The organism is Amycolatopsis sp. 505, from assembly GCF_031625235.1.
GTDB lineage: Bacteria > Actinomycetota > Actinomycetes > Mycobacteriales > Pseudonocardiaceae > Amycolatopsis.
In genome coordinates this window covers 214,731-240,226 of the sequence record NZ_JACKQP010000005.1, presented here as the reverse complement: position 1 = coordinate 240,226, position 25,496 = coordinate 214,731, and the positions used below count along the sequence as shown (strand labels likewise).

Below are 25,496 nucleotides of genomic sequence, written 5' to 3'. Positions count from 1 at the left end.
TGACACGCTGGCCGACTTGGGCGGCCCACGTCGGAACGGGCAGGTACTTCCGCCGCCAACACCGTGCTCCGAGCTTCCAAGGCTGCACACCCGCCCATGCCGTCGGTCAGTAGCGAGGGAAGCCAACGGACGCCCCCGCGCCGCCATCAACGAACCGGCCCATCTGGACGACGATCGATAACTGGACAGTCGTCAAGATAGACACTAAATCGCCCCTACTCCCGGGTAGCAAAAAAGCCCAGGTCGGTGACCTGAGCTTTGCTCCCCCGCTTGGACTCGAACCAAGAACCCTCCGATTAACAGGGACAAGAGGACCACGATTTGACCACTTTTTGTCACATTCCTTCCTGAGCCCGTCACCCGGGCGGGCGACACGCGCTGAGGCACACGACTAACCGTCACGCTCCGGGTAACATCATCAGCTCCGCGGAACAGCAGAGGAGACAAAGCGTGCCGCTCCGGGTCTGGGAACTGGCCAAATCCTTGAACATGTCCTCACAGCGGGTCATGACAAGACTCGCTGAAATGGGTGCCCCGGCGCGCAGCGCGTCGAGCCTGGTGGAAGCCGCGACCGTAACCCGGTTGAAGGAGTCGTTCGGTCAGTACGACGCAGCCACCGAGGCCGGGTCTACCACGCCGCGCGCCGTCACCTGGAACGTCGGTGCCGTCAGGCCGCCGACGCACCCCGACACCCTCCGCAACCTCGATCGCCTCAAGTTGCACTTCCCGATCGTCGAAGACCACCAAGCCGTCCTCGCGCGCTTCGGCTCCCAGTTCGTCTATTCCGTGACCGGACGCGTGCCCAGGTTCGAGGACTGCGGCTTCGCCCTCGTTCGGTTCAGCGGGGCGATCGAGAACGCATTTGGCTTGACCCGAGAGGTGTTCTTCTTCTACAGCCCGCACGCGGACCTGCAGATCAGAACGTTCCGCGCCGCCAAGCAGGCTTTGATCGGCCTGCAACGGGAGGTCACCCCCGACATCATGTTCATCTGGTCGCCCGATCACCGCCTACGGGAAAAGCTTGATGACTGGTCGTCGGGGAACTTCCTGGCTATTCCGTTGAGTTTGCCAGACGACGACCCCATTGCGTTCATCAAGCTCCTGCGCGACTACATCTTCTCTCGTGACCTCTTCTACGAGACAACCCCGGTCCAAGGAGATCGGTTCTTCGGCAGGCGCCGCCTTCTCCAGACGCTGCGCGACGACATCCGGAACCAGCGAGTCGCGGGCCTCTTCGGACTTCGAAAGGCCGGCAAGACCAGCGTCATGACAGAACTGCGAAAGAACCTCTCCGGCCCGGAAACGATCTTTCTCCTCAGGGACCTCGAGAGTCTCCCATCACCTCCTGAAGACCCGGTACCCATCCTGCTCCGTGACCTAGTCGACGATCTACTGACCGAGCTCCGGCAGCGCAAGCTCCGTACGCACGCCCTCGCGAATTTAGACCCAAATCCCAGCATTTCCGACTTCAAGAGGGCCTTTCAGTCAACCCTACGCAAACTCTCGGACAGCGATATCACGATCGTCCTGATGCTCGATGAGATCGAATACCTCACACCATCCGACCGGATCGACGTGCATGAAGGGGACATGGCCTCGATCGCCCAGCTGTTGGGTGGCCTCCGCAGCCTCGTGCAGGAAACCGACAACTTCACGTTCCTGCTTTCAGGTCTGACCAGTGCGATCATCGAGAGCGGTCGACTGTATGGACGCCCGAACCCACTGTTCTCCTGGGCAAAAGCGAACTTCCTCGCTCCGTTCGAGCGCTACGAGGCCGATGACCTCGCGAAGTCCGTCGGCCAGAAAATGGGCATCACTATCGACGACGGAGCATTGGACGCGCTGTTCGAGGCGACTGGCGGACATGCCTTCCTGTACCGTCACCTCGCCTCCGCTGTGGTGCAGGAGCTCCCGATCGACACGTTCCACAGGGAGATCAAGAAGCCTCTCGTTCTGCGAACGGTCAACTCGTGGCGACGCCAGATCGCCGGGAACATGCGCGAGATGCTTGATCACATCAAGCGTTACTACCCAGACGAGGCATTCCTCCTCGAAATTCTGGCTGAGGAGCCCGACGAGTTCCCGGTCGTCGCCGATGACGTTCCGCTCGCACTCGGCCACCTGATCAGCCTCGGCCTCGTCCAAGAAATCGACAACTCCTACGAACTGACCCCGGTGCTGCAGCTGCTATGACCGATCTGATCCTTTCCGCCGCCCGCAGCCGGGCCACTGAGATCCGGCGCACCAAGCTCAAGCGCTTCAAGCTTGTCTTCATCCAATTGGGCGCCGGCTTCCAGGTACTCCGCGAGCCATTGCTGGACGCTCTCGGGGGTACTCGCCTCAACGCGGCCGAGTTCGCCGCAACGACGGATCCGATCGAGCCTACGGGTCCCGTCGTCCTGGACAACCTCGAGGCATTCGCATACGACGGCAAGGCTGGCGGCACCACGCTCGGAGCTCTGCGTGAGCGCGTTAACGCGCTCCGCGACGAAGACATCGACGTCTGCCTGGTCTCACGATCGCCGAAGATCGCGTTCGCTCCCGTCGCTGGCAGTAACCTACTAGCCGACGCCTCCTGGCACTGCCTTCCACTGCTCGGCCCGCACGAGTGCGGGGAAGAAGCGCCGCAGTCGGCTTCACTACTCCCCACTGTCGGTCTCGGCGATCAACCCGACGTCAAGCTCCTGTTGCGACAGACTCTGAGCGAGCTCGGTGTTAACGTCCTGACCGAACTGGACTTCGCTCTCTTCGAAGCAGGCCACCAGGCCGGCTTCATCACCGAGATCGAGCCGGACGTAGCGGAAGCCCTTCGCGGCGCCGGGCTCGCCCGCGTCGTTGACGGCGCGGTCACGTTCGTCGCTCCAGGACCGTTCTGGATGTTCCGGAACGCCGTCGCGGACGTGATCGCCGCGACGGTCGGCCCTCAGGCGGATCTGCCCGCCGTGGCCGAAGGACTCTGGCTGATCGAACGGACAATCCGCAGAGTGCTGCGAGACGCAGCGCTCGCCGCATCGGACGCGAAGTGGCGCAAGAACCTCTTCAACGAGTCGATAGCGGCCAAGGTACTGGAGCGCGCACGCCACGACGTGAACGTGACCGCAATCAGCATCTCCGATCTACGCGATCCGATCGAATGGCTCAGCTTGGGCGAGCTTCTCGAAGTGGTCCAGTCACGTCGGTTCAACGGACTCTCCTGGGACGAGCTCAACTGGAAGCACTTCGCACAAGACATCCTGCCGATCCGCAACAGGCTCTCACACATGCGCCTGCTCAAGAAAGGCGACCGAGCAAAGGTCGGCATGTGGGTCAACCGCGTCAGGACAACGCTATTCTGACAGACTGACGGTGATCCCCACTTTGGCTGCGCTTCAGCCCTGGACGAACTCGTTTCTCCCCGTGCGTTATCGACATACCGGCGACACGCACTGATCCGGTCTCGTCGAAGTACTCGACAGCTGCGCGGTCGCGGTGGCCTCCGGCCTGCTGCTCGTCGCGCCACAACTGGCCCTCTGGCCGCGGGGCGACGGCTCGCACTCCGGCTTGAGGCACCGACTGTGCTGTGGCGATCACCCGGCGACGGCAACCTGATGTATCAACGCCGAAGCTACCCCTACGGGGAAGAACAGAAGCCAACGACCTGCGGAAGTACACGTTTTACCTGGTGGATCCATATGCCGCACTTCCCTGATACGGAAGAGGTCACCGGGTAGCGAAGGCTCCCTCAGACCGCCTGAACACGCAGGTCAGAGGCTCAGGATGTCGTCGAGGAGCAGAGGGCTTGGTGGCTGGATGGCGACGAAACGGCGACGCTTCCGGCCGGGCCACCAGCCAGCTTCAGACGGCGGCGCCATCGAGCCAGATGACCCTTACAACTTGGTCTCGTGGCGTCTCCCTGTAGCTTCGTGAGCGGAGTTGGTCGGTGAGACGCGCCGGCGAAGTCGACCTGAGCGGGTACTTCCGCTCTGTCCGCTACGACGGTGTCGTGGACGATCCGTGCGCACCGACCAGACCCTGAGATGGATATGACGAATACTCCGAACACCTCACCGCGATCAAGCGGAAAGCCGCGCCGTTCGCGACCGCCGAGGCGACAAGACTCGGCGGGTAGCCGGCCTCGATCTGGTCAGCGGCCCACCGACGACGCACTGACGGTGCTGCTGCCGGCGTCTCCGCCGCAGTTGTCGAACGGCGCTGCGGGGGCTCTGCTGCGGCTGCTGCTCAACGCAGAGATGGCGGCCTGATCATGCGGTTCGCGTTCTACGGCCGGGTCTCCACCGAGGACCAGCAGGATCCGGAAGCATCCCGGAACTGGCAGCTAGCCCGGGCGAAGGCCCTGGTCGACAAGCACGGCGAGATCGTCGCCGAGTTCTTCGACATAGGACAGTCCCGGTCGATCCCCTGGAAGCGTCGGCCTGAGGCGATCCGGTTGCTTGCGGCGATGCGCGATCCTGACCGCGGGTTCGATGCCGTCGTCATCGGCGAGCCACAGCGCGCGTTCTATGGCAACCAGTACAGTCTGACTTTTCCCGTGCTGGTCCACTACGGCGTCGGGCTGTGGGTGCCCGAGGTCGGCGGCGCTATCGAGCCGGAGTCCGAAGCCCACGATCTCGTCATGTCCGTCTTCGGCGGGATGAGCAAGGGCGAACGCAACCGGATCAAGATCCGCGTCCGCGCTGCCATGGCCGCCCAAGCCTCCGTCGAAGGCCGCTTTCTCGGTGGCCGGCCGCCCTACGGGTACCAGCTCGCCGACGCCGGGCCGCACCCCAATCCGGCCAAGGCCGCTGAAGGCAAACGGTTGCATCGGCTCGAACCCGACCCCGCCACCGCGTCGGTCGTGCAGCGGATCTACGCCGAGTACATCGGCGGCCGCGGGAAGTTCGCCATCGCCGAAGCGCTCACCCAGGACGGCATCCTCTCCCCCTCGAGCAACGACCCCGCCCGCAACCGGCACCGGACCGGGGTCGCGTGGGCCAAGGGCGCGGTCGGGGTCATCCTGACCAATCCCCGCTACACCGGGCGGCAGGTCTGGAACAAGCAGCGCAAAGACGAGGTCTTGATCGACGTCGAAGACGTCGGGCTTGGCCATGAAATCAAGATGCGCTGGAACGCCCGCGACAAGTGGATCTTCTCCGAGCAGATCGTCCACGAACCGATCATCGACGTCGAGACCTTCCAGCAGGCCCAGGAGATCGCCGCCGCCAAGGGCGCCGGCCGCAAGACACGGGAACGGACCCGCACCCGCCACCCCTACGTCCTCAGCGGCCTGCTGCACTGCGGGGTCTGCAGCCGCCGGATGCAGGGCCAGCGCAACCACGAACGGCCGTTCTACCGCTGCCGCTACCCCACCGAATACGGCCTGGCGAACAAGACCGAACATCCCCGCAACGTCTATCTCGCCGAGCGCGATCTGCTCGGTCCCATCGATAGCTGGCTCGCGACCAGTTTCGCCCCGCACCGGCTGCACGACACCATCGACGCCCTCTGCGCCGCGCAACCGGACCTCGACGTCCATCCCGCCGCCGCAGCCGCCGACAAGGTCATCGCCGATTGCGACCGCGCGCTGGAGCGACACCGCGCCGCGCTCGAAGCCGGAGCCGACGTGCAACTTGTCACCGGATGGATCACCGAGACCCAGGCTCGACGAGCTGAAGCGAAGGCGCGCGTCAGGGTGCGACCGAAGCAGCAGCGGCTGACCAAAGACCAGATCCGCGAACTTGTCGAGCGGCTGGGTGACGTCACGAAGGTGCTGAGCGCGGCCGACCCGATCCGCAAACGGGAGGTCTACCGCCAGCTCCAGCTGCAAGCCACCTACTACCCCGGTAAACGACAAGTGCAGATCGAGGCTAATCTCGATCCGCACTGGTGGGGTTATGGTAAGTGTCCGAGGACGATCTTGCTCACTATCTACACGGCTGCCACTCGGCTAGTATTCTTCGCCAGCCAAGAGAGTCCTCCAAACCTCGCGCAGACACAGCCACCGGTCGCCTCAGTCAGCAGACGCTCACAGGACGGCAGCGATCCAATAAATCTCAACCATGTAATTCTCCTGCCCGCACAATGATTAGCATCTCGAAGGTCGCCGATCAATAGGGCAAAAGAGGTACCTTCAGCCGACATCCGCTACGCATGGCAAACTCACGTAGGGCGAACGAGGCCTCGTGTCGCCCATTGGACGGATGCGTACGTCAAAGGTCACGTCTCAGACTGATCAGCATGGCCAAAGCGGAGCGTAGCCACAGCGAAGCAAGGGACGCCATCGCAGAGCGACCGCAAGAACGCTCCAGCGACGACGAGCTATTTCCGCCAGAACTCAAGGTTTTGCTGCGTCGGATAGCCGGTCAGGATAGAGCTCGTAGCGAAGCAACGTTGCAAGCCGATATCCGACAGTTGCTACTGACAGCAAATTTCGGCCTAACTGACCAAGATCTAGACGTTGAGCTAGAGACAGCAGTCGGCGACGGTCGGCGCATCGACATCGAACTCGGCTGCGTAGTCATCGAAGTCAAAAGGAGCCTCGCTCGACCAGGGATGATAAAGAATGCCGTTCAGCAGTTAGCTGGATACGTGAGGAGTCGAACAGAACGTAGCGGCCAACACTACCTAGGCGTCCTGACCGACGGTGCTCAGTGGCGGGCATACCACTTAGCCGCCGGCCAACTGGTCGAAATTACCCGGCACACCATCGCGGCAACTCGACCCAACGCCATGGCATTGTTCTTCTGGCTTGAAGGCGTGCTCGCCACCGGAAGGGGAGTGACACCAACACAGTCCGAGATCGGACGCCGTCTCGGCGCTGAAAGCTCGGCGCACGCTGTTGACCGAGCAGCCTTAGCCGTTTTGTATGCCGAGCACGCAGAGACTCCGACGGTTGCACTCAAACGACAACTTTGGGCGCAGTTACTCCGCAGCGCGCTCGGCACTCAGTTCATCGATGATGACGATCTCTTCATCGAGCACACCCTCTTGATGAACACCGCAGACGTGATCGCCCATCTAGTTGCCGGCCTTGACGTACTTGACCTTGAGCCCGCCACAATCCTAAGCGGCCAGCGTTTCGACCGTGCGCAAATTCTTGGCGTAGTCGAACCAGATTTCTTCGACTGGACAATCGAGGTTCCAGGCGGCAGTGCTTTTATCCGCAGCCTAGCACGCCGAGTAGCACGATTTGATTGGTCTGAGGTACAACACGATGTCCTCAAGGTTCTTTATGAGTCCATAATTGGACGCGACACACGCAAGCGAATGGGCGAGTATTACACGCCGGACTGGCTAGCCGAGCGCATTGTGGAGACGTGTGTTCGAGACCCACTCAGTCAACGTGTACTTGACCCCGCTTGCGGTTCGGGAACTTTTCTATTCCACGCTGTACGAAAATACCTAGACGCAGCAGAAAGAGACGGAACGCCGCTCGCGGCAGCTCTCACGAGCCTCTCGTCCCAGGTAATCGGGATTGATCTACATCCGGTCGCAGTCGCGCTAGCCCGCGTGACCTACCTGCTAGCGATCGGACACGAGCGTTTGATCAGGTCAGATCGCGGCTCAGTGACCATACCTGTGTACCTTGGTGACAGTATGCAGTGGCGCGAAAGACTCGACCTATTCACCGAGGAACACCTCAAAATTAGCGCAGGCTACGGTGCATCTCTATATGAGGATATCCTGCGATTTCCCGAGAAGTTATTAACAGACGCTGCACATTTCGATCGACTGGTTTCTAGCCTTGCCAGCCTAGCAGCCAAGCCACGTGATCCCGGTACCGTGCCATCACTTACCGCCCTGTTTCGACGACTTGCAGTAGCACCAGAGGACCGCCCGATGATCACAGAGACCTTCGCCGTGATGTGTCGCCTGCACGACGAGGATCGCAACCATATCTGGAACTACTACATTCGAAATCTCGCCCGCCCAGTATGGCTAGCAATGCCAGACAACCGCGTTGATGTCCTGATCGGCAACCCACCGTGGCTGTCATACCGGAACATGCCACCAGAGATGCAGGCACTTTTTCAACAGCTCTCGAAGGAGCGCGGACTGTGGCATAGCAAACAAGTTGCGACACACCAAGATTTGTCTGCATTATTCGTCGCTCGCACCGTACAGCAGTACTTGAACGTTCATGGGACGTTCGGTTTTGTACTACCCAATGCCGCACTCGACCGCGACTACTTTGACGGATTCCGCTCAGGTTGGTACGAGGACAAAGTCGAACCAACCGCCGTCGCTTTCAGCAAGCCGTGGGACTTACGGCGGCTCCGCCCACATTTCTTTCCCCGCGGAAGCTGCGTCATCTTTGGCCGTCGCGCAGGCTACGCTAGCCGCAAGTCTCTGCCGAGGACCGCGCAATGTTGGTCTGGCGTTCTACCTAAGAACGGAGGATCCTGGCGCGCTGTTAGCAGTCACATAACTCGCACCGATGCGCGCCTCGTCGACGGGCACGAGGAAGCCGAACGCTCCCCGTACGCGGCCCAGTTCGCCGAGGGTGCCACCATCGTACCCAGAGTGCTCTTCATGGTGGAAACAGATTCGGCAGGGCCGTTGGGACTCGGCGGCGGACGACAGGCGGTACGTTCAGGAGCCAGCAGCTACGAGAAGCCGCCATGGCGCGATTTGCGCCGTTTGGAAGGCGTCGTCGAAGTCGAATTCGTTCGACCTACGCTGCTTGGCGAGACCATTGTACCTTTCCGAGTTCTTGACTACCGAGAAACCGTACTTCCCATAATTGGCGATTCTCTAGTTGACGGCACCGATTCGAGAATCGACTACTACCCAGGACTTGCTGAGTGGTGGGAGCGCGCGGTGGAGACTTGGGAAAAGTACCGGACCAGCGACCGACTCAGCTTGACCGAGCGCCTAGATTTCCGCCGCGGGTTGACAAACCAGTTGCCGACCGCACAGTTCCGCGTTGTATACGGCAAGGCGGGCATGCACGTTGCAGCCGCCCTGGTCGACGACGGCTATTCCATTGTAGACCACACGCTCTACTGGAGTTCCGTAGCCACACGCGACGAGGGTTTCTATCTCTGCACAATAATCAATAGCCCGGCTGTCACCGAATTGGTCAGACCATTAATGTCCTACGGCAAAGACGAACGGCATATCGACAAGTATTTGTGGAGATTGCCGATACCAAGATACGACCCAAAAGACACTGTGCATCAAAGACTCGTTCAAGTTGGCACAGACTTAACCAACGAAATTTCCTCTCTATCAATGGCCGACGCCGGCTTTGTCGCACTGCGCCGACGAGTGCGGGATTTCCTGAGTAGGCATGCTACGGCGGGCGAGATCGATCAGCTAGTTCGCAGTTTGATCGCGACGTGAGTACAAGTCTCGCGCTCGCCCATTAGTGTGGTTACACCAGGAGAGGCGACGCTCTGGCGGGAGGGCGACGGCATCTCGGGCACGCCTAGGGTCTGTATCGAAGTCGTCTCGGGCTGGTTGAGCTGGTGTTGGGCGTGTCGGCTGCCGACATGGGTGAGGTCTCCGGTAGTTGGTTGGTCGACCAAGAAGAACCTGAACACCACCGGAGACCTCGTGGACACCCTAGCGGTGACGAGGCGGTTCGACCTGACCGACGAGCAGCGGGCAGGCCTGGGGGCCGTTGTTGTCCGTGCCATCGCGGCCGGGTCGCCCGTCGTTGTGGAGCAGACGGCAGTTGATCGACGGGATCCGGCGGCGAGTGCGCACCGGTGCGCCATGGCGGGACATGCCGCTCGGGTATGGGTCCAGGTCAGCGGTTTACGGGATGTTCCGACGCTGGCAACGCGCGGGTGTCTGGCAGCAGATTCTGACCGCGTTGCAGGCCCGGGCCGAGGCCGAGGGGCGGATCACGTGGGATGTCAGCGTGGATTCCACCATCGCGCGGGCGCATCAGCATGCAGCCCGCAACCCGCACTTGCCACGACAGTTGAGACGTAGACGACCAGCTACTGTTACTGTGACCTGGCCGCTACGCGCGGCTCTATGGGGTAATTGAGTGTCCGAGACGATCTTGCTCACTATCTACACGGTTGCAACTTACCCAAGCGAGTGGAGGTTAAGCCAGGTGCACGCCTATTTATTGATGGCAATAACAAGTGCAACAACTGAGACTGACAGACTGAGCCAGGACGACAAAGGCAGAACATAGTCTTTCACTACCTCCCAGCGACTACGCTCGTGCATGGGATCGAGGTAACGAAGATCTCTAGCTTTTGACTCATTTCCACTTTCACGCCTGGCAGGCAGTTCGGAGTACAGGGAACGCACCGCAGGAATCAAATCTTCTCGCCGTATAGCAACAACGGCAGCGACGTCATACAGGAACCCGTAAAGCAGAAGCCACTTGATCGGATCGACGCCCGATAAGGTAATATCCAGGTCATCAACAATTTCTACATCGATCAGAGGACTCGATAACCGCACTGCGCGTTCAGCAACCATTGGGGGCGACTGCCAGGTCCATCGACTTCTTTGCAATGAAGTGAATAGACCACGAGCAGCCACCCCAGTAAAATTAAGGGCTTCGACTAAACTGCCCTCATGCAGTGGCTTAAATCGAAGCCAACCCAGATTTCCCTTATTCCGAGTCGCCTGTTCAGCGCCCACCTCTAGCGAGCGCAGGGCCACACCGATAGCACGAAAGAAGCGACGCTTCGAGCCGCCGACCCTTGACAGCCATACGCCGCGAACAATTACGGCCGCCATTAAGGACAACAAGATTTTTTCAATCAGATCAAGTTTTTGCGTCAGCGAGAACCCCTCTTGTAACACCAGCAAATATCCAATAAGAAAGAAATAACAAGGTGCAGCAACGGCCCTCATAAGCTTGTACCGGGCAAACTCGTGACCATAGGCGTCGGGATACCAGACCTGATTTAGGGCAGACATCAGATCTTCGGTGCTAGATTTGCTTATTCTTGGATATCGCCGAAACTTTCCAATGGGCGGATGTGTCTGCTTGTGCGGAAATCGAGAATAAAACTCTTCCGAGTCCAACTTGTCATTTCTACCCTGATCCGATGATTCGCCTGTGCGCCCCACCTAGCTATTGTACCTGGGACGCACCCGCAAACTCGACTGCCTTGCTATCGCGAGTTTGCGGGTAGCGGGGATGCTCACTGGGCACACGGCTGGGCAGGACGCCAGCCGGCGCCCGTGGACGAGGCGACGTTCCTGGCGGTCCAGGGCATGGCGCGCGGCCCGCCCGCCACCCAGCACGGCTATGCCAGGACGTACGTGCTGGCAGGTCTCAAGCAATGTCAGCCGTGCGGCCGCCGGCTGGACTCGCACTGGGTGGCGACCCGACTCGGAGAAGTCAGGGCAAGCGTCGCACCATCCGCACTTGCCACGATCGACAGGACCTGCGGCGGCCAGCTGATGTTTACTCTGACCTGCCCGCGCAGCGCGGTTCTATGGGGGTAATTGAGTGTCCGAATCCAGTTCAACCAGGATGCGGTGGGTGTAGACCAGCTCGATCCCATTAGCCGCGCACCACATGGTGACCTCGGCCTTGCCGTGGGGTCCGTAACTGCGGCCAGCGCGCGTTCTTCTCGATGGGGCGGCAACACCTGGAGCCGACAAACTAGTTCGCGACCTGACCCTCCTAAACATCGCAACTAATACGAATCAGGTCGAGTCACGTAGCTCCGCAGTTTGGATCGATCCGCAACAGGGATTACCACCGACGAGTTTCTGATCTGCCAGGCAACGACTTCTCGACTTACTACGTATTCCTTACTGATTGCATCGACAAACTTTCGGAGCGGCTCAGAAGAATTGGCGAATGCCGCACCGGCAACCTCTCGTGGCAACAAAAGCTCTGCCGCGAACGCCCTAGCTCGCGCCTCCGCAGACTCGAGAACGCGGCCACCGAGAACTTCGACAAGCGGAAGTGAGCCCCTTCGATCTATCAGGAGATGGCACAGTTCATGCGCAAGGGTAATACGTCGACCAGCCAGACTCTGAGAGTGCAGCCCCTCGTCATTTACTACAATGCAGGGTCCATGCAACGGGCCCCAAACGGCAACCGCATCAATTACAGAAGCAAGAGAGAATGAACGAATTTCGACCCCCAACGAAAGGAGCCACTCCTCCGGGTTTATTGGCTCAGAAGGATCTAAATCTAGATATCGCCGGAATCGGTCGGCTAATTCATAGCCAACTTCGTAATGTACAGCTCCCAGATTCAACGAACTCAACATATTATCGGATGCACTGTCTAGCGCGTCGCGACTACCTCTATTACTTGACATGACAGCTCGAACAATGTCCGCAATCTCCTCCGAGTCAAGTGCGGAGGACATTCTCGCAGCCGCGAATAGTTCGTTTTTCGAAGGATCATCCTGGGAAACCCAAAGATCTGGATCGTCAAGCCTTTGTTGAATCTCATTCAAGTCCGACCAGTCGATACCCGTCGATATTTCAGCCATTCTACTTGTCGACAATGATCGCTTTTGCTGCCAAGCGGCCCGGAGCGTGGGATTACTAGAGTTTTTTTCAGCAATCCGAAGGAGAGTATTGCCCAGCTGCTCTAGTACGCCAAGAAGATCCCCAGCCGGAACTTCCCACATGCCGACAGCATTTCTGATGGCAAAGTAAGAGCCGCGCCGAACAGCGAGAGTCCGCGTGGCTTCACTCGCAAAGATTCTCGACAAGTTGTGGCGATCTAGGAAATCACGAGATTCCCTAACGGACCCATCGCCATTTCTGTTCTTGTTATACTTTTCTTCTGCGTCAGCCCTAGCAAATATATCATCCAGGTCATCCGCCAGAGACCCCCATGGGGTCGATTCTTCCCACTCCAAGAATGGCCAAGTCTCCACCAGGCGCCTCAGCACTTCTTGGGCGTCTGTCGATGTGCCGGAGTTCACACGGTCGTTTGCCATCGAATCAACAACGAGGTCTTCGCCAACGGAAAGATTGACAGTCACTGCATCCGAATCGTGACCTCGGACGCCAGACTGCAAGGCAATCGTCACACCCGAGTTGTCGCCACCAAATGTCCACAGTGTGCCAATATCGGACGTATCTTCGACCACTGCCGCGCGAGGGCTACTAAGCCGGGCACCCTCATCGGGATACCAGTCCAATGGAATCTCATCAGGCCTCAAGCGCCTAATCGCGCCTTTAGGAGTCGTAAGTGAGCGCTCTACAAGCCAAACGTTGCCCCCCAGAGGATGTTCGATCATTTCGCGAATCGAAACATCACCATGCCTAAGCAACTCAACCGACTGGCGTGATATAGCACAGTAAAGATACAATTCAACGTCTTCGTCTTCGTCCACAAACACGGCCAAATAGACGTGGCCCGCCTCATCTGCACACGTAAATAGTTTTGGCCCATCATAGTCGACAAAAATATCATCGATAGAAAGGGTACCCAACTCGGTCCCCACGGGCGGCACATCGCTCATATCGCCACGACCTCAAAGAAACGTTCTGGGAACACGTCAAGCGGCACCCACCAATCGTAATGCGATAGCATGATGTGCTCGCTTTTCCCTGCAGGTTGCGGCGAGTTTATTATCAACCCATGTTGAGGGGATATCCCACCCTTGGCTACGCGCTTTTTCCTGAATCCGGGAACAAAATCTCGCATGAGTTCGAGATCGCCGGCATCCTTGAACACCGACAGGGCAGAAAATGAACACAACTTGTCGTCTGGGATCGGCTCTTTCCTTGGAATATCACGAGGAAGAACGAAGTCTTTCTTGCAAACCGGATCCTTCTCGTCGCCTTTGGAAATAAACCTGAAGAACTCCGAACCGTCGCCAAAATGGGCTTGATTGGGCGGACATTGGTCCGGCATGTCGTCGCGCCAATCGAACGAACTTGCAACAGGGACCTCGTCCCCGGACATCGCCCTATCCGACTCCAACACGCGACACTCTCCTAGAAGCTCCCGTTTCATCTAGCGCTCTCATGTGTCGTAGTGCAGGACATGGCCGTTACGCCTACCGACAGCTTAGCAAGCTGCTTACAGCCCCGATCGGGTCACACACACCCGATCGGCCACTCGGGCTGGATCCGCAGAAGAATGGCACGTCTTGCAGGTCAGCGCCACGTCAACGCTGGGCAAGGGACATATGATCGCCGAAGGCTGTCACCGTCACCCAATTGACCTCTTACTTTAGTGATCTTTTTTCGTCATCTTATTGTGCCCGGCCGGGGTGGTCGCTGGCTTCCCAGGTTTCGTCACTTGCCGTGCGCAGGGAGCAGCCGGACGGGTCTCGGCGCTCACCACCAGCCGCGCGCATGCTCGGCGAGGTAGGCGAGACCAGCTTGTGAGGCTCTAGGTGATCAGCGGCAACCCCAGCTCGGCGAGTGGACCAGCCGTCACAGCTCGTCTCACGAGGCGTCACGCCGTCACACATGCTGTGACAGCGACGAATGCTGCTCGACCTGGGGAAACGTCACTTGTGACGGTTGGGACGGCCCAACTCAAGGCCGTCACAACCGTCTCTGCAGCTCCTCCGCGCAGGGCTTTGGAACGTCGGCGGAACGCCCGTCACAAGTTTGTTGAGTGGCTGGAGTGCTGCGCGCCGCGCGATACGAGTTCGGCGGCTATGCGCGCGACTTTGTCGAGCGCCTTTACGTGCTCAGTCAGCCGGTCGAGCCCGAGCATCGTGAGGCGGAGCTCTACGCGACGTCCTCTGGTTTGGGTCTCCACGTATCCAGCGGCGCGCAGCCGCTCGACATGGGGGGCGAACTTTCGCTCGCTCAGACGCAACACACCCCGGACAGTGACGTCGTCGCGCCAGTGCATGTCGGCCAGCACGCACGCGATGAACAGCCGCACCGGCAGGAGCAGCAGCGGGTCAAGCTCGCGTTGGAAGGCCGGCATGATCGGCTGAGGACTTGACGTCATTGCTCGATCGCCGACTGTTCCGCAGTTCCCGGGGTCGGTGCACGGTGGAGGCAGGTCACGCAGGGCATCCCGACCGGCCGCTCCAGCAACTCAAGCTCGCCAGGCCCGAACGCAGCGCCGCAGTACGCGGTCAGCCACTCCGGCGTGGTCTCCTCCGCCGGGACCGGGAACACGTGGACGACGCGGCGAGACTCGCCAACCGTGCCGGGCAACGGGCGCGCGATGATCAGGCGAACCGTCATCGGGCGCCTCGCCAGGCATGGTGATCGGCGGGAACGGGCGCGGTCGGGGCGCCGCCCGGTCCCGCCGACGTCTTGGTCCGGCCGCCCTGCTCGGGAATGAGCCGCACGCGTTGAGGCGGGCGCGGCGGCAGGGCGGCCGGAGTCTGGAGGCGGCCGAACAGGCGACGCCAGCGTGACGGCTTCCTATGGCACGTGCGTTCGGTCGTCGGCGGGGTCGAGCGAAGCCGGACCAGCAAGTTGCACGCACCGCACCGACGACCCGGAGGTACCAGGCACGAGTCGAACAGCGCTTCGCGGCCGCACAGCGAGTAGTAGCGGCCCGTCTGGAGCGCGATGCCGTCGGCAAGGTCTTCGTCGGTGACGGCGTGGTCCAGGTTGTCGGCCACGCTGCGGTGCCAGGTCACGTACAAGCGCGAAGGCCGCGAGCCGCGTTCGCCGCTGGTCACGTTCGCTCCCCTGGTCGCCGGAAGTGTTGAAATCATCCAAGCCGGAGGACCCGCTCACGCCCAGAGCACAAACGTCGGTGTTTCGGGGCGGAGATGTGGCAGTCGTTCGCTCTACCAGGCAGTATGATTGCTAGGCTGTGATCACTGTCAGCAGAGCGAGGTGTTCGGATGGTCAGTGTTTGTCGACGGGAGGAGCTTGTATCGGCTCGTAAGGCGGCCGGGCTGACTCAGGAGAAGCTCGCCGAGGTGATGTCCGTCGACCGGTCGACCGTCATCCGGTGGGAAGCTGGCGAGTATGCGCCCCTGCCCTACCAGTGGCCGAAGCTGGCCAAGGTGCTCGGCCGCTCCGCCGACGAGTTGCGCGAGCTGATCGGTCTGCGCCTGCACCAGGAAACACCAATGCCCCGGTCGGGGCTTGAGCTTGCGTTCGGCTGGCTGGATCGGCACGTCGGGTGGCTCCCAGGAACTACGCGCACGCGAGTCGCATCGGCTGCGCCAGCGAGGTCGCATGGTGTAGCTACGGCCGGGCGAAGTCTCGTGGCTGAGACCCTGGCGAGCTACTACGGCGATTCGGTTCCTGGTCATGCGCAGTACGCCGCGCGATGCGGGCCGGTTGGGATCGCGACCAGCGTCCTGACACGACCGGAGTGGCTGGATTTGGCTTGCACCTTGACGTTTGAGCGCGACCAGCTGGCGTTGTCGGCCGACGGTGAGGCGTCGCGCGAGCAGGTTGACGCAGCCGCCGCGGTTCGCAGGCTGGCCGAAGCCGCGACCCATGACGTACGTATCGCCGACGTGCCGCTCTATCGGCTCACGGACGTGCAGGTTCGACCGGGGATGGTCGGCGGCAAGGTCAGCGTGGTGCCGTTCGTCGAGTACGCGCTGAGCGTTGATCTTCTCGAGCGCGAGCTACTTGAGAGCCTGGCGGCCGGTCGCGACCGGATGCCGCTCCGGGACCGGTACCTGCCCGATCTACCTGCCGCGCTCGACCTTCAGGGACGGCTTTGCGCCGGTGGAGTCCTCGCTTTGACGGCGATCGCCCGGCCGGCCGACCCGTACCGCAGTGAGGCGGACTACCTACTGCTGATCCAGGAACGATCGGGACAGGTGCTGAACGCTGCGCGCAGGCTGGCCGTGATCCCGAAGAGCTTCCATGCACCCCTTGCCAACCACCGTGCCGACGCGCGGATCGGTGTCACGCTGCGGCGCGAACTGGAAGAAGAGCTGTTCGGGCGGGTCGACGTCGACCGAACGAGCGGAACGCAGCGAGCCGCCGATCCGATGCACCCGAGCAGGCTGTCTGCTCCGATGCGTTGGCTCACCGAGCAGTCCGGCCGGCTGCGGATGGAGTGCACGGGGTTCGGGTTCAACCTGGTCAGCGGGAACTATGAGTTCGCCAGCCTGGTCGTGATCGAGGATGAGGAGTTCTGGCCGCGGTTCGGTGGCGACGTCGAAGCGAACTGGGAGGCCGCCGGGCTGCGGCAGTACTCGACGCTGGATGGCGACTTGATCAGCGAGCTGATCGGCGACGAAACCTGGAGCAATGAGGGATTGTTCGCATTTCTCCAGGGCTTGCGTCGGCTCGCCGAGATCGGCGGCGATCGAGTGCGGATTCCCGCCGTCGAATTAGGTTGCTGACGGCCAGCGGACGGTGAGAACCACCGAATCCGCCAATGCTTCCCAGGAATGGTCAATCCCTGGACCCCACATCACGTAGTCGCCCTGCCGATTCATGATCTTGCCACCGCCGGTGACTTCGACACGGAACTCTCCAGAGACGAGCATCACCAGCGTGGTCCGTTGGTCGTCGGACGTCCACTCAGGACGTTTGTCGCCCACAGGGTGGTTGGCCCACTTGACTTCCACGTCTTTGGAGGCGCGCACACCCTGCGACGGGTCGATGAAATGTCCGACCAGCCAGCCACGCGTCCCGGCCGCGTCCTCGTTGGCGTTGCCGGCGGTCCAACCGTCGCTCACTGGCTGATCTCCCATTCGATCTCGGGCAGTTTTACACGCTCTCCGCCGATTTCCGCGAGGCGCCGGAGCCCTTGCGTCATAGCGAACAATCCTTCGTTGCTCCACGCTACATCACCCAGCAACTCGGTGACGAGTTCTGTGTCGGTAGTCGAATACTGACGAAGAGTCGCGGATTCCCAGTTTGCTTCCACCACTCCCCCGTAGCGTGCCCAGAATTCTTCGTCGTCGATGACGATCAGGCTGGCGAACTCATAGTTCCCGCTTACGAGGTTCAGACCGAACCCAGTGCACTCCATCCGCAGGCGGCCGGGCTCCGCCATGAGCCAGTTCATCGGCTCGGTAAGCTTGGTCGGGTGCAGCGGGTCGGCTGCCAGCATGTCGCCCAGGGTGTTGTCGATGTCCGGGCGGCCGAACAACTCCTCCTCCATCTCACGGCGGAGCGTCATGCCGACCTGAGCGTCCCGGCGGACGTCGGTGAGGGGCTGGTGGAAGCCCTTCGGGATCACCGCGAGCCGACGCGCCGCGTTGAGTACGTGACCGGACCGCTCCTGGACCAACAGCAGATAGTCCGCCTCGCCGCGGTACGGGTCGGCAGGCCGGGCGATCGCGGTGAGCGCGAGCACGCCACCTGCACACAGGCGGTCGCCGACGTCGAGCACCGACCGGAGGTTCGGCAAGTAACGGTCTCGGAGCGGCATGGCGTTCGAGCCGGTAGCCACGGCGTCCGCCAGCTCGCCTTCGAGCAAGTCGACCGTCAGCGCGTAGTGCACGAACTGGGACATCCCGAACGTCCCGCCGAGCTGGTGTTCACGGATGTCCGTGCTCGTCAGCCGGTAGATCGGGCTGTCCGTCAGCCGGGTGTTCATGGACAGCGTCTCGGCGAGCCGCTGAACAGCGCGGCCGGCGGCGTGGTCGTCCAGGTCCAGGTCGGCTTCAGGCTGCGCGCTCGGAACGCGGAACCGGTCGTGCGGCTGGCGCAGTTCACAGTCCAGGTCCAGCCAGTCTGCGCAGGTCAGGACGCTGGTGTTCATGGTCAGCTCACCGCACTGAGCGGTGTACAGGCCGTGGTCGTCGAGCCGGTTGCCGTAGTAGGTGGCCAGCGCTTCCGCAACGTCGCGCTGGCTGACCCAACCGCGTCGCGTGCCGCGGTCGTGGAGGTCTTGGATGTCGACGCTCGCGACGCGCTCGGCGACGGCGCGGCGTGCGGTGCCGGGCGCCCAGTGGGCATGCCGATCGAGCCATTCGAGACCCGCGCCGATGTGAGGGTCCGCCGCGAGTCGTCGGTCGGCCTCCGTCGTGTCGACGGCCGGCCCCTCGCCGATCAGCTCGGCGAAGCGGATGCGCTCGGCCTCCGACGCCCGTTCATGGGCAGTATCCAGAACCTGTTGCATCTCCGACTGCGGCCGGAGATCCGGTTTCTTGTGCCAGGACGCGACCGTGCGCGCGCTGATTCCGAGGTGTTCGGCGAACCGCTCTTGACTGAGCCGCAATGCCGACTGCAATGCGACCGCTGTTCGCCCCGTCCATCCCCCGGCCGGACTCATCGCGCTCCCGAATGTCGCTGATCTGCGGTGGTTGTGCAGTGGTCCTGCAGTGCTTGTACATGGGTTGAGACGTCGTTCCGGCCTTGAATTAGAGGCATGGAAAACACCTCATTCACCAAGTCGCTAACGCTTCGGCTTCACGTGCTCGACCACGGTCGCGAGGCTCGATTGGACGTCCTCCAGCCGGTCGGTGATCTCGGCCAGGCGCTGTTCGAGCGCGTCCAGCCGGGACCACAGTTCATGGCCGTCGTCGGCTGGCTCGTCCGGGTGCGGCGGCGTGCGGTTCTGCAGCACGGCCAGCAGATGTTGCGGGTGCCAGCCAAGGGTCGTGGACAGGGCTTCGAGCGTCCGCGCGCTTCGGCGACGCTCCACCGTGTGGTGCTGGAGCTCGCGCACGATCGCCTGCGACACGTGCGACCGCTCGGCCAGCTCGCGTTGCCGCCAGCCGAGTTCGTTCACGCGCATGTTGATCGCCTTGGCGACTGCCGCCCAGTCCTCCGCCACGTATTCCTCCGCGCTCCGCCTCAGCGCCGAGATTAGCGGTTCGTCGAGCTTTCTCCGCGCCGCGTAGCGCATTGCCTGCGGCGCGTCGGGCAAACACGTCCGACGAAGAGCTGAAATCAACAACATAGTCTTGAAATCATCAGATTGGTTCTCTCATGAACGCCAAAACGACCTTTCACACCATTCCCGAGTCCGCGTGGATTCTCGGCGTCTCCCGCAACACGGTCAGCCGGGCGATCCGGACCGGCGCGCTCCGCGCCACTCTGTGCCGCTCCGGGCTGCGCGTCTCGTCCGCCGAACTGGCCAAGGCGCTTCAGGACGGAGGTGCGGCATGGAAGCCGACGACCTCTGGCTGATTGGCGTCGCGTGGCGGCTCGACCGCCTGCGGTGGGTGCCTACAGGTGTCCTGCGCGATGCCGTGACCAGCGATGGCGCTTGCATGACGCCGTCAGAGGGCGGTCCGCCGGACGCTCGCGATGACCGGGAGTTCGCCAAGATGCTGTGCGGCGGCTGCCCGGTCCAGGACGAGTGCCTCGAACTGGAGCTTCGAACGGCCGGCCTCCAGACGGTCGGTGTCTGGGGCGCGATGTCCGACGACGACCGGCGGGCGCTGCACCCGCACTGGCTGCGACGTGGCGAGCGGGGTGCGCGATGAACGGACTCACCGTGACGCCCACGCAGATACTTGCCGGTGTCGGCGTGCTGATCGTGCTGCTCTGGGTCTGGCGGGCCGGTGCTCGCCGGGCGAAGGCTGCCGCCGAAGCTGCTCGGAGCGGGGCGCGGCTCGTGTCGCTGGTCGGGCGGGTGCTGTTCAACGCCGGGCTGATCGTCGCCGTGCAGTGGGTGGTCATCGCTCACCCCGGTAGCCCATGGCTGCTGTTCGCTGTGCTCGGGCTGCCCGCGCTGTTCGCGTCCTACGCGCTGACCCGCGCAATGACGGTGACCACCGTCGACACCTCGAAGCGGGGTGGTCGGCGATGAACCGGGCACAACGGCTCGCGCAGGACGCCGCCGAAGCCGCGGAGGTGCGCGCCTACCAGACCGATCCGGACGTCGTCGCCCTGCGGATCGAGCGCGTCCGACGCCAGGTCGACTGGATGTGCTGGTCCGGGATCGTCCTCGGGCTCGCCTTCACGATGACCAACGTGCAGGGCTTCGCATCAGCCGGGACACGGCCGGGCTCCCTGCCCTGGCTGGCCGCGTGGGTGCTGGACCCGACCGTGTCGCTCGTCCTGCTGGCGATCCTGCGGGCTGAGCAGGTGACCGCGCGGTACCAGGTCAAGACGGGCGCGTGGGTCCGGCGGGCGAAGTGGTTCACGCTCGCGGCTACGTACGTCATGAACACCTGGACGTCGTTCGCGGCCGGGGAAGCCGCCTCGATCGTGCTGCATTCGGTGCCGCCGCTCGTTGTGTTCGTTGCCGTCGAGGCGATCACTGACCTGCGGGACAAGCTCACCGACGCCGTGCTGGTAGCTGCTGAACGGCGTCCCGCTCAGCAAGAGACCGGCGGGCGGCGCGTGCTGTTCGCCGACTACCTCGCCATTGCTCGGGAGATGTGGACGCCAGACGTCGAGATAACGCCGGCATGGGTCCGGCGGGCAACCGGGTGCTCACGTGGCCTGTCGCCCCGCCTGGCGCGGGCGCTGCGCGCGGAGGTGACCGATGACTGACTCACTGCCGGTCAAGGCCGATCCCGTGCTCGACGGCGAGTTGATCGACGACACGTTGCCGCAGCCGCGCCCGCGCGTACGAAAGAGGAACCGCTTCGTGTTGTGGTGGCTGCACTCGCCACGCGTGCCGTTGTGGCTCAAGAGCAAGCCGCAGGCGAGGCAGGCACTCAAGGATGCCGTGGTGTGGCTCGTGCTGTCGCCGTTGCGGTTCCTCGGTGGCGTGGTGCGCGGTGTCGTAGTTGGCGCGCGGTGGTGGCGCGGGTGGGTGACCGTTCGGGACTACCGGACGGCTGCCGAGGAGTCGGAGAAGCTCGCCGACAAGTTCACGGAGATCCGGGCACTGACGTTGTCCCGGTGGAAGGTCACCGGTGCCGTCGTGGTCGTTGTCGCCGTGGCAGTCGCCGTTGTCGATCTCGTATACGGAACCGAGCCTTTGTGGATCGGCGGTGCCGCTGCCTCAGTGGCACTCGCGATCCTTGGCCGCAGGAAGGACGGCAGTCCAGGGCGCAAGCCGGCGCTCGCCGGTCCGCGCACGTTGACGTGGACGATGGACCCACAGGTCCTGGTGGACGCGTTCCGCGACGCGAAGCTGATCGGCAAGGACGAGACGTTGCGGCTCGTCGAACGTGCGACACGTGTCGGAGACGGCTGGGCGGTCACCGTCGACCTTCCGGCCACGCGCAAGGCAGCCGACGTAGTGAAGAACCGGGACGCGCTGGCGTCGGCGCTTGCCGTCGATGAGGTACAGCTCATCGTGGAGCGCGTTCGGGGCAACGGAGGGCACGCCGGGCGGGTGTCGATGTGGGTAGCCGACGAAGACCCGTACAGCTCGCCACCGTTGCGGACGCCGCTGCTCGGCGTGACGCAGTGGGACGCGTGGCGGCCGATCCCGTTCGGACGGGATGCGCGAGACCGGCGGATCGACCTTCCGCTGGTGTGGACGTCGCTGCTGGTGGGTGCGATTCCGCGACAGGGCAAGACGTTTGCCGCCCGGCTCGCAGCGGCTGGACTCATCTTGGATGCGTGGGTGCGGCTGTATGTCGCGGACTTTAAGGCTGGGAAGGACTGGGACGCGGCCGGCCTGGTGGCGCACCGGTTCATGTCCGGCGACGAGCCCGAACACGTCCTGGCCCTGGTGGACTGGCTGATTGAGCTGGTTGGCGAGGTTCAGGCGCGGTTCCGGCGAATGCGCGACCTCGACGACCTGACGTGCCCAGAGTCGAAGGTCACGCCGGAGATGTCCCGCGATAAGGCGCTAGACATGCCGATTACGGCGATCTTCATCGATGAGGTCCAAGTTCCCTTGGAAGACCGCACACCCGTTGACGTTCAAGGAAGGAAAATTCCTGCGGGTGAGTACGTCGGCGAGCTGCTGACCTGGCTGGCGAAGAAGGGACCAGCCGCCGGGATCGTGCTCGTACTTGCCACGCAGCGGCCGGACTCGAAGACGATCCCGTCCGGGCTGCGGGCCGTGCTCGGGTCGCGGTTCGCCCTGCGGGTGATGGACTGGCGCGACTCGAACATCGTGCTCGGCGAGCAGATGAACACGCGCGGGTTCGACTCATCACGGCTGCTGCCGTCGCACAAGGGCGTGGGCATCCTTCGGCCGGACGGCGATACGGCGGCCGGCGCCGACGTGCTGGCAATGACGGTCCGGACCTACTACATGCCGAACGAGGACTGGCGGACCATCTGTGAGCAGGGCCGGGCGCTGCGCGAGGCGGCCGGGACGTTGAGCGGGCACGCGGCCGGGCAGGACGCGACGCCGGTGCTCGACCGCGCCGCGGCGGTCAAGGCAATCGGTGCAGGTCAGCCCGTTGACGCGGTTCAACTGCCTGAGCTGCTCGTGTCGCTCGTCGAGTACCTGGGCGACGATCTCGGCCCGGACGGCCGGGAGTTCGTGCCTACGGCCGAACTGCTGGACGCCCTGGAGATCGACCGCAAGACATTCGCCCAGGAGATGACCGACCTCGGGTGCCGGCCGACGCGGGACCGTGTGACCGGCGAGGATTGTGAGATTCGCCAGGTACGCGGGTATCTGACGGCTGAAATCAGGAGTGCCATCGACCGCGCAACCGCTGACACCGGGTCGGCAGACGAGGACGACGAGCCATGAGCGCCGCTCGTTCCGAAGAGCCGCAGATTCGGGTTATCCTACCTGCGGGATTGCCTGAGCTGACACCTGCTGTCGCGCGCGCACTGCTGGCCGTTCTGATCGAGGTTACTGAGGTGCCGGCGCTGGACGTGCCGGTCGAGGAGGTGAACCGTGGCAGCTGAAATCATCAGTGACCCGTGGGCGACGCTGGACGACCTTCTGGGTCTTGAGGTCGCCGACGTGACACACGACGGGATCGGGAATCTGGCGGGCTACGGCCGGTGCTCGACCGAGGACAACCAGGACCCGGAAACCTCCCGTGGTTGGCAGTTCGGGAACGCGCGCAAGTTCGTCGAGCCGCTCGGCGGGCAGATCGTGGCGGAGTTCTTCGACATCGGGCAGTCACGGTCCGTCCCGTGGGAACGACGAACCGAGGGCGCTCGGCTGCTCGCCGAGTTGAAGAATCCGCGCCGCGGATGGGATGCGATCGTCGTCGGCGAGGGCACGCGGTGTTGGTTTGGCAACCAGTTCTCGCTTATCGCGCCGAAGTTCGCCGCCTACGGGGTTGATCTGTGGGTGCCGGAGCTGGGCGGGAAGTACGACGCGCGGAACCCGTCGCACAAGATGCTCATGAGCGTGCTCGGCGGGATGAGCGAGTCCGAGCGCCAGCACGTTCAGGCACGCGTCCGGGCAGCGATGGATGCGCAGGTGATCAACGAAGGACGACACCAGGGCGGCCGGGCGCCGTACGGGTACGTGGTCGTGGACAGCGGTCCCCACCCGAATCCGCGGAAGGCGGCCGAAGGGTTCAAGTTACGTGCGTTGGCGCTCGACGAGTCGACGGCGGATGTGGTTCGCCGGATCTTCGTCGAGTACCTGGCTGGCAACGGCGATCGAGCGATCGCCAACCTGCTCAACCGGGACGGCATTCCTTGTCCCTCTACGCATCGGCCAGACCAGAATCGGCACCGGCTTGCCGACGGCTGGCAAGGAAGCTCCGTACGAGCGATCCTCGATAACCCGCGATACACCGGCTATGCCATCTTCGGGCGCTGGACGAAACACGAGACATTGCTTGACCCGGAAGACGTTGCCGCCGGCCACGTCGTGCGATTCAAGCGCGCCACTCCCGACCGGATTGTTAGGTCGCGCGAACAGGCACATCCGGCGATCGTGTCCGTGGAGACGTTCACGCAGGCTCAACTACTGCGCCGGTCGAAGTCGGCGGGCGGATTGAAGACGGCGCGCAAGGCTGAGCGCGGCGCCCGGAAGACCGCACGGTCGTATCTGCTTCGGGGCCTCGTCCGATGTGGAGTATGCGGCCGGAAGATGCAAGGCGCGACGATCAGGAAGGGCGCCTACTACCGCTGTACCTCGCGGACGATGGCGCCCGGCGCGTTGAAGCTGGCGGATCACCCGAAGACGGTGAACCTGCGGGAAGGCGTGGTCGTCGAGGCGCTCAACGGATGGCTTCACGAGCTGTTCCACCCGGACAACCGCGACCGAACAGCGGCCGCGCTACTCGGCTCGGAAGGCGGCCAGGCTGGCGGTGGTCCGCTGGAGGCTGCGCGAAACCGGCTGGCGGACGCAGAGGCGAGGCTTCAGCGCTACCAGGCCGCGATCGCGGCCGGCGTCGAACCTGAAGCACTCGTCGACCCGATCAACCAGGCACAGGCCGAACGAGCCGCCGCGAAAGCACAGATCGAGAGCGTCCCGGCCGACTCGACGGTAAGCCGTGCCGAGATCTACGCGAGGATCGATGCGCTCGGCGACGTCTGCGGCACACTGGCTGACGCGACCACAGCCGGCATGAGCCGCCTGTACCGAGCACTGAACCTGGAGTTACGCTACGAACCAAAAGAGCTGGCCGTCTATGCGACGGCCAGCCCGGGTGTAGATAGTGCGTGTGTCCGAGGGGGGACTTGAACCCCCACGCCCGTTAAGGGCACTAGCACCTCAAGCTAGCGCGTCTGCCATTCCGCCACTCGGACCTGCTGAAGAAAGAGTATACGGCCACTCCGCCCCCTCGTTCAGGGGGGTGTCGATCCACCTCTCGCCCTCGTCTGGCATGATCGACGGTTTTCGACGGGCTGCATCGATCCAGTCGCCCTGGAGCTGCGCAGGTGGGCGGGTCACCAGCTGCGAACACATGGTTTACAAGACCGCTTCG

General features: G+C 62.7%; 22 protein-coding genes and 1 tRNA gene. 13 read left to right on the top strand and 10 right to left on the bottom strand.

Translation table 11 applies throughout. From position 1 onward, the window contains the following. The first annotated feature begins 450 nt into the window (after positions 1–450). The 5 genes from H5965_RS20240 (at position 451) to H5965_RS20220 (ending at position 9,976) form a co-directional block, all read left to right on the top strand. The gene (locus H5965_RS20240; protein ID WP_310971593.1) at positions 451–2,193 is read left to right on the top strand and encodes a translation initiation factor IF-2 N-terminal domain-containing protein; all 1,743 of its coding nucleotides are present in this window, start codon (positions 451–453) and stop codon (positions 2,191–2,193) included. Next, on the top strand, positions 2,190–3,335 hold the full coding sequence (locus H5965_RS20235; protein ID WP_310971592.1) for a hypothetical protein: 1,146 nt from the start codon (positions 2,190–2,192) through the stop codon (positions 3,333–3,335). Before H5965_RS20240 ends, H5965_RS20235 begins: the two co-directional genes overlap by 4 nt. A gap of 908 nt (positions 3,336–4,243) precedes the next feature. Next, positions 4,244–6,061 carry a recombinase family protein gene (locus H5965_RS20230; protein ID WP_310971591.1) on the top strand — a complete coding sequence of 606 codons (1,818 nt, stop codon included), beginning with the start codon at positions 4,244–4,246 and terminating at the stop codon, positions 6,059–6,061. A gap of 152 nt (positions 6,062–6,213) precedes the next feature. Next, the gene (locus H5965_RS20225; protein WP_310971590.1) at positions 6,214–9,321 is read left to right on the top strand and encodes an N-6 DNA methylase; all 3,108 of its coding nucleotides are present in this window, start codon (positions 6,214–6,216) and stop codon (positions 9,319–9,321) included. 289 nt (positions 9,322–9,610) lie between these two features. After that, positions 9,611–9,976, top strand: a complete 366-nt coding sequence (locus H5965_RS20220) for a transposase (protein ID WP_310972020.1) — start codon at positions 9,611–9,613, stop codon at positions 9,974–9,976. A 77-nt stretch (positions 9,977–10,053) separates the two neighbouring features. Here the strand turns inward: H5965_RS20220 and H5965_RS20215 are convergent, their stop codons facing one another. The 6 genes from H5965_RS20215 to H5965_RS20190 form a co-directional block, all read right to left on the bottom strand. Next, positions 10,054–11,022, bottom strand: coding sequence for a hypothetical protein (locus tag H5965_RS20215; RefSeq protein WP_310971589.1), 969 nt, complete (start codon positions 11,020–11,022; stop codon positions 10,054–10,056). Between the two features lie 575 nt (positions 11,023–11,597). Continuing rightward, on the bottom strand, positions 11,598–13,394 hold the full coding sequence (locus H5965_RS20210; protein ID WP_310971588.1) for a DUF6575 domain-containing protein: 1,797 nt from the start codon (positions 13,392–13,394) through the stop codon (positions 11,598–11,600). After that, positions 13,391–13,840 carry a hypothetical protein gene (locus tag H5965_RS20205; protein ID WP_310971587.1) on the bottom strand — a complete coding sequence of 150 codons (450 nt, stop codon included), beginning with the start codon at positions 13,838–13,840 and terminating at the stop codon, positions 13,391–13,393. The genes H5965_RS20210 and H5965_RS20205 overlap by 4 nt, the downstream gene beginning before the upstream one ends. A 648-nt stretch (positions 13,841–14,488) precedes the next feature. Beyond that, complete coding sequence (locus tag H5965_RS20200) at positions 14,489–14,746, bottom strand: hypothetical protein (RefSeq protein ID WP_310972018.1); 258 nt, start codon at positions 14,744–14,746, stop codon at positions 14,489–14,491. A 98-nt stretch (positions 14,747–14,844) separates the two neighbouring features. Continuing rightward, positions 14,845–15,090: a hypothetical protein gene (locus tag H5965_RS20195; RefSeq protein ID WP_310971586.1), complete on the bottom strand. Its 246-nt coding sequence runs from the start codon at positions 15,088–15,090 to the stop codon at positions 14,845–14,847. Next, complete coding sequence (locus tag H5965_RS20190; RefSeq protein ID WP_310971585.1) at positions 15,087–15,536, bottom strand: hypothetical protein; 450 nt, start codon at positions 15,534–15,536, stop codon at positions 15,087–15,089. The genes H5965_RS20195 and H5965_RS20190 overlap by 4 nt, the downstream gene beginning before the upstream one ends. Positions 15,537–15,704: 168 nt before the next feature. Between H5965_RS20190 and H5965_RS20185 the strand changes: the two genes are divergently transcribed. After that, the gene (locus H5965_RS20185) at positions 15,705–17,174 is read left to right on the top strand and encodes a helix-turn-helix transcriptional regulator (protein ID WP_310971584.1); all 1,470 of its coding nucleotides are present in this window, start codon (positions 15,705–15,707) and stop codon (positions 17,172–17,174) included. On the opposite strand, the gene H5965_RS20180 is transcribed toward H5965_RS20185, so the two are convergent. From H5965_RS20180 to H5965_RS20170, 3 genes are all read right to left on the bottom strand, one after another. After that, positions 17,163–17,513 carry a signal peptidase I gene (locus H5965_RS20180; protein ID WP_310971583.1) on the bottom strand — a complete coding sequence of 117 codons (351 nt, stop codon included), beginning with the start codon at positions 17,511–17,513 and terminating at the stop codon, positions 17,163–17,165. The two genes, H5965_RS20185 and H5965_RS20180, sit on opposite strands and share 12 nt — an antisense overlap. Continuing rightward, a complete protein-coding gene (locus tag H5965_RS20175; RefSeq protein ID WP_310971582.1) occupies positions 17,510–19,057 on the bottom strand; it encodes a transcriptional regulator in 1,548 nt (515 codons plus the stop codon). The genes H5965_RS20180 and H5965_RS20175 overlap by 4 nt, the downstream gene beginning before the upstream one ends. A gap of 123 nt (positions 19,058–19,180) precedes the next feature. Then, positions 19,181–19,561: an XRE family transcriptional regulator gene (locus H5965_RS20170; protein WP_310972016.1), complete on the bottom strand. Its 381-nt coding sequence runs from the start codon at positions 19,559–19,561 to the stop codon at positions 19,181–19,183. A 155-nt stretch (positions 19,562–19,716) separates the two neighbouring features. On the opposite strand from H5965_RS20170, the gene H5965_RS20165 reads away from it, so the two are divergent. From H5965_RS20165 to H5965_RS20135, 7 genes are read left to right on the top strand one after another with little or no spacing between them, the layout of a single operon-like run. Further along, a complete protein-coding gene (locus H5965_RS20165; RefSeq protein WP_310971581.1) occupies positions 19,717–19,917 on the top strand; it encodes a helix-turn-helix domain-containing protein in 201 nt (66 codons plus the stop codon). After that, positions 19,893–20,216, top strand: a complete 324-nt coding sequence (locus H5965_RS20160) for a WhiB family transcriptional regulator (RefSeq protein WP_310971580.1) — start codon at positions 19,893–19,895, stop codon at positions 20,214–20,216. The genes H5965_RS20165 and H5965_RS20160 overlap by 25 nt, the downstream gene beginning before the upstream one ends. After that, complete coding sequence (locus H5965_RS20155; protein ID WP_160701975.1) at positions 20,213–20,542, top strand: hypothetical protein; 330 nt, start codon at positions 20,213–20,215, stop codon at positions 20,540–20,542. Before H5965_RS20160 ends, H5965_RS20155 begins: the two co-directional genes overlap by 4 nt. Next, on the top strand, positions 20,539–21,231 hold the full coding sequence (locus tag H5965_RS20150) for a hypothetical protein (protein ID WP_310971579.1): 693 nt from the start codon (positions 20,539–20,541) through the stop codon (positions 21,229–21,231). The genes H5965_RS20155 and H5965_RS20150 overlap by 4 nt, the downstream gene beginning before the upstream one ends. Next, entirely contained in the window at positions 21,224–23,347 is a 2,124-nt protein-coding gene (locus H5965_RS20145) for an FtsK/SpoIIIE domain-containing protein (protein ID WP_310971578.1), read from the top strand. The genes H5965_RS20150 and H5965_RS20145 overlap by 8 nt, the downstream gene beginning before the upstream one ends. Beyond that, positions 23,344–23,508: a hypothetical protein gene (locus H5965_RS20140; protein ID WP_310971577.1), complete on the top strand. Its 165-nt coding sequence runs from the start codon at positions 23,344–23,346 to the stop codon at positions 23,506–23,508. The genes H5965_RS20145 and H5965_RS20140 overlap by 4 nt, the downstream gene beginning before the upstream one ends. Continuing rightward, positions 23,498–25,252 carry a recombinase family protein gene (locus H5965_RS20135; protein WP_310971576.1) on the top strand — a complete coding sequence of 585 codons (1,755 nt, stop codon included), beginning with the start codon at positions 23,498–23,500 and terminating at the stop codon, positions 25,250–25,252. Before H5965_RS20140 ends, H5965_RS20135 begins: the two co-directional genes overlap by 11 nt. Here H5965_RS20135 and H5965_RS20130 read toward each other — a convergent pair. Continuing rightward, positions 25,234–25,317: transfer RNA gene (locus tag H5965_RS20130), tRNA-Leu, on the bottom strand. The two genes, H5965_RS20135 and H5965_RS20130, sit on opposite strands and share 19 nt — an antisense overlap. Positions 25,318–25,496 lie beyond the last annotated feature (179 nt).